Origin of the sequence: Mycobacterium sp. (assembly GCF_032161845.1) — a bacterium.
In the GTDB taxonomy this organism is placed as follows: Bacteria; Actinomycetota; Actinomycetes; order Mycobacteriales; family Mycobacteriaceae; genus Mycobacterium.
In genome coordinates this window covers 1-3,109 of sequence record NZ_JAVRQA010000352.1, presented here as the reverse complement: position 1 = coordinate 3,109, position 3,109 = coordinate 1, and the positions used below count along the sequence as shown (strand labels likewise).

5 protein-coding genes are annotated in these 3,109 nt (G+C 65.9%); 3 read left to right on the top strand and 2 right to left on the bottom strand.

Going from position 1 to position 3,109, the window contains the following annotated elements:
- Nucleotides 1-611: enoyl-CoA hydratase/isomerase family protein (locus QOD90_RS19045; protein WP_526352389.1), on the bottom strand; the 611-nt coding region annotated here is incomplete at its 3' end.
- A gap of 159 nt (nucleotides 612-770) precedes the next feature.
- Here QOD90_RS19045 and QOD90_RS19040 point away from each other — a divergent pair.
- From QOD90_RS19040 to QOD90_RS19030, 3 genes are all read left to right on the top strand, one after another.
- Nucleotides 771-1,556 (top strand): alpha/beta hydrolase, encoded by a 786-nt coding sequence (locus QOD90_RS19040; protein ID WP_526352388.1) that lies wholly within the window; start codon nucleotides 771-773, stop codon nucleotides 1,554-1,556.
- 169 nt (nucleotides 1,557-1,725) lie between these two features.
- Nucleotides 1,726-2,445 (top strand): SDR family oxidoreductase, encoded by a 720-nt coding sequence (locus QOD90_RS19035; protein ID WP_526352387.1) that lies wholly within the window; start codon nucleotides 1,726-1,728, stop codon nucleotides 2,443-2,445.
- Nucleotides 2,446-2,485: 40 nt separating this feature from the next.
- Nucleotides 2,486-2,935 (top strand): winged helix-turn-helix transcriptional regulator, encoded by a 450-nt coding sequence (locus QOD90_RS19030; RefSeq protein ID WP_526352386.1) that lies wholly within the window; start codon nucleotides 2,486-2,488, stop codon nucleotides 2,933-2,935.
- A gap of 30 nt (nucleotides 2,936-2,965) precedes the next feature.
- Here the strand turns inward: QOD90_RS19030 and QOD90_RS19025 are convergent, their stop codons facing one another.
- A complete protein-coding gene (locus tag QOD90_RS19025) occupies nucleotides 2,966-3,094 on the bottom strand; it encodes a DUF3253 domain-containing protein (RefSeq protein WP_526352390.1) in 129 nt (42 codons plus the stop codon).
- Between the last annotated feature and the right edge of the window lie 15 nt (nucleotides 3,095-3,109).

The following is a 3,109-nucleotide window of genomic DNA, read 5'->3' as shown; positions in this document are numbered from 1 at the left end:
GCGTAGTCGTGAACGAACGCGACGAAGTCGGCGTCGGGGATGGCGCGATTGACGTAGCCGTACCGCTCGGCTGTATCGCCGTCGAAGTCCGCTCCGCCCAGCAGGATCTCGAATGCCCTGCCCCGGCCCACCAAGGCAGGCAGTCGGCCGGCGGCACCGCCACCGGGCACGGCGCCGAACCCTACTTCCATCTGTCCGAGGACTGCCTTCTCACGGCTGGCGAATCGGATGTCGGTGGCCAGGGCGAACTCGCTTCCCGCACCGCGGGCGATCCCGCGGATCGCGCTGATCGTGACGGCCGATAGCTTGCTGATCCGGACCGTGATGTCGACCCAAGCGGCGTATCCGGTGGGGCTCGGCAGCGCCTCGGCGATCTCCGGATCGGCGCCGAGGTCGTAGTGGGCAAGGAAGAAATCGGGGTCCGCGCTGTCGAATACGACCACGTTGACCGTGGAGTTGGACTCCAACTCGGTCAGCAGGTCCTTGACGTCGCGCATCATGTCTGGGCCGATCACGTTCACCGGCGGATTCTCGAAGGTCACCTCCCACAGGGTCGGTGAGTGCGCGGTGACACGCAGATGGGTGGGACGGAAGTCGTCGAGGAACGTCATGCGATCAAGATAGCACCTCACTTGGCTTTTCCTAGCCTGACCCGATAAGGTCGGTACCGGAGCAGGCGAATCATGCAGCGAACAAGGGGCATGCCTCGAACATCTGTCTCGCCAATACCTACCTGGATATCGATCTCAGTCCGCTAAAGGAGTACCACTGTGCCTCAACCCGTCGTCTTCATCCACGGACTGTGGATCCATTCCGCCGCCTGGGAGCCGTGGCTTCCGCTGTACCGTCGCGCCGGATACGAGCCCGTGGCGACCGGATGGCCCGGTGACGCGGACACTGTCGAAGCCACCCGGCGCGACGCCACGCAGGTGGCGGGCTACGGATTGGCCGAAATCACCGAGCACTACACGAAACTCATCAATGACCTACCCGAGCGACCCATCGTCGTCGGGCATTCCTTCGGTGGCCTGATCGCACAACGACTGCTCGTCAGCGGCCTCGCGACCCACGCCGTGGCGATCGATCCCGGCCCCATCAAGGGCGTCACCAAGGTCCCGCTTGCCCAGATCCGGACGGCGATTCCCGTACTCCGCAAGAAGTCGAACCGCCACGACGCAAAGTCCCTGACGGCGCGCCAGTTCCGCTACGGCTTCGCCAACGCCATCTCGGCGAAGGAGGCACGAAATCTCTACGACCGCTTTGCGATTCCCGGACCCGGCCGCCCGCTGTTCGAAGTGACCTCGGCCAAGAAGGATCCTGACTCGCCCGCAGCCGTCGACACCATCACCGGCGACCGCGGTCCCCTGCTGATCATCGGTGGCGGCAGGGACCACACGGTGCCCGAGGTCGTGTCGCGCCAGGCCTACGAGTTGTACGGGCCATCCCCGGCCGTCACCGACTACCACGTGTTCGCCGACCGCGGCCACTCCCTGGTGTTCGATTCTGGTTGGCGCGAAGTCGCCGACTACACCGTCGGCTGGCTCGCCAGACATTAGCCCGATGAGAATTCCAACGAGATTGACGACCAATGGGATCGCTCGCTGGTGTTCGGTACCCGCCAACCACGTCGCCGGGCAGGGGGCTGTTCCGTGCCGGTTCTCGCTGAGCTGCAACGGTTCACGAGTGTTAACCACTGATCCAGCCAACACGACAAAGGGAGTTCACATGCACATCGACGGAGCCGTGGCGTTCGTCACCGGGGCCAACCGCGGCCTCGGTCGGCGATTGACAGAACAACTGCTCGAGCGCGGCGCGACGGTGTACGCGGGGGCACGGAACCCGCAGTCGATCACCACACCCGGCGTCATCCCAGTGCGCATCGACATCACCGACCCCGATTCGGTGGAGGCGGCGGCCGCCATCGCGACCGACGTCACGCTGCTCGTGAACAACGCGGGAGTGCCCAGCGCCTCCCCTCTGCTCACCGGGCACCTCGACGACGTACGGGCGGTCATGGAGTCGCACTTCTTCGGCACGCTCGCGGTGACCCGCGCGTTCGCGCCGCACCTGATCGCGAACGCGCCGGGCGCGATCCTCAACGTCGTCTCGGTGGTGTCCTGGTTGCACCCCGGCACCCTCGGCGCCTATGCCGCCGCCAAGACCGCCCTCTGGGCACAGACCGACGCCATTCGTGAGGAGATCGCACCAAGCAATGTCGCCGTGACTGCAGTGCACATCGGTTTCATGGACACCGACATGACGGCCGGAATGACTGCGGTGAAGACCAACCCGTCGATCATCGCGGCGCTGGCCATCGACGGCGTGGAGCGCGGCGCCGTCGAGGTGCTCACCGACGAGATGACGCGCAATGCCAAAGCCGCACTCTCCGCCGATCGTGGCGTTGCGCAGTATCCGCCGGCAGCCGCCGTCCCGTTCGGCGCGTGAGCTGTCCAGGTATTACCTAGCCAGCGCGTAGAATCGCGGAGTGGCAAGAAAGCACGTTGACGACTGGCAGTGCTCGGTGGGACGCAGCGCGACCATCCTCGGTGACCGGTGGACCCTCCTGATCCTTCGCGAAGCGCTCCTCGGCACCACCCGATTCGCCGACTTCCAGACGAATCTTGGCCTCGCCCCCGACGTGCTCACCGACCGGCTCTCGACCCTGGTCGAATACGGCGTCATGACCCGTGACTCCTACCAGGAGCCCGGGCAACGCGCTCGTCCCGCCTATCATTTGACACCCGCCGGCCGCGAACTCCACGTGATCGTCGGCGCCTACCAACAGTGGGGTGACAGGTACCTGCCGCGGCCAGAGGGTCCGACGATGACCCGCCGCGCCAAGCGCACCGACCGGCCGGTCCACGTCGCCTTCATCGACGACCTGGGCTACGAGGTTCCCGCCGACGACGTGGCGTCCGTCCCCACCGGAAACTGACATTCTCACTTCGAGTTCCCTAGCGGGCGCTCACGTGATCCGGATCCGGATCGGTCCGCGCCACGTACCGTCCGGGTCGAGGACAGCGCCCTTCTGAGTGATGTCCACGCGCCCCTCCCTGGCCAGCGTGCGCGCGACGTCGCGGGCCTCGTCCATCAGGTCGCGCCAGTCGTC